This window comes from Corynebacterium sp. BF-R-2 (genome assembly GCF_024586525.1).
In the GTDB taxonomy this organism is placed as follows: domain Bacteria; phylum Actinomycetota; class Actinomycetes; order Mycobacteriales; family Mycobacteriaceae; genus Corynebacterium; species Corynebacterium singulare.
Genome location: NZ_JAMFTP010000036.1, coordinates 1 through 1,083, shown reverse-complemented (window position 1 = coordinate 1,083; position 1,083 = coordinate 1). Strand labels below are relative to the sequence as shown.

At 54.8% G+C, this 1,083-nt stretch carries 1 rRNA gene; it reads right to left on the bottom strand.

Annotated features, from left to right (window positions below):
* Window positions 1-20: 20 nt before the first annotated feature.
* Window positions 21-1,083: ribosomal RNA gene (locus M5J09_RS13170) — 16S ribosomal RNA — on the bottom strand; the annotation flags it as partial.

Genomic DNA, 1,083 nt, shown 5'->3' with positions numbered 1-1,083 from the left:
TAAAAAATAATGCTCCTTAGAAAGGAGGTGATCCACCCGCACCTTCCGGTACGGGTACCTTGTTACGACTTCGTCCCAATCGCCGATCCCACCTTAGACAGCTCCCTAACAAGTTTGAGCCACTGGCTTCGGGTGTTACCAACTTTCATGACGTGACGGGCGGTGTGTACAAGGCCCGGGAACGTATTCACCGCAGCATTGCTGATCTACGATTACTAGCGACTCCGACTTCATGGGGTCGAGTTGCAGACCCCAATCCGAACTAAGACCGGCTTTCAGCGATTCGCTCCACCTCACAGTGTCGCTGCGCGTTGTACCGACCATTGTAGCATGTGTGAAGCCCTGGACATAAGGGGCATGATGATTTGACGTCATCCCCACCTTCCTCCGAGTTAACCCCGGCAGTCTCTCATGAGTCCCCAACCAAATGCTGGCAACATAAGACAAGGGTTGCGCTCGTTGCGGGACTTAACCCAACATCTCACGACACGAGCTGACGACAACCATGCACCACCTGTACACCAACCACAAGGGAAACTACATCTCTGCAGCGATCTGGTGTATGTCAAGCCCAGGTAAGGTTCTTCGCGTTGCATCGAATTAATCCACATGCTCCGCCGCTTGTGCGGGCCCCCGTCAATTCCTTTGAGTTTTAGCCTTGCGGCCGTACTCCCCAGGCGGGGCGCTTAATGCGTTAGCTACGGCACAGAAGACGTGGAAGCCCCCTACACCTAGCGCCCACCGTTTACGGCATGGACTACCAGGGTATCTAATCCTGTTCGCTACCCATGCTTTCGCTCCTCAGCGTCAGTAACTGCCCAGAGACCTGCCTTCGCCATCGGTGTTCCTCCTGATATCTGCGCATTTCACCGCTACACCAGGAATTCCAGTCTCCCCTACAGCACTCAAGTTATGCCCGTATCGCCTGCACGCCCGGAGTTAAGCCCCGGAATTTCACAGACGACGCGACAAACCACCTACGAGCTCTTTACGCCCAGTAATTCCGGACAACGCTCGCACCCTACGTATTACCGCGGCTGCTGGCACGTAGTTAGCCGGTGCTTCTTATACAGGTACCGTCAC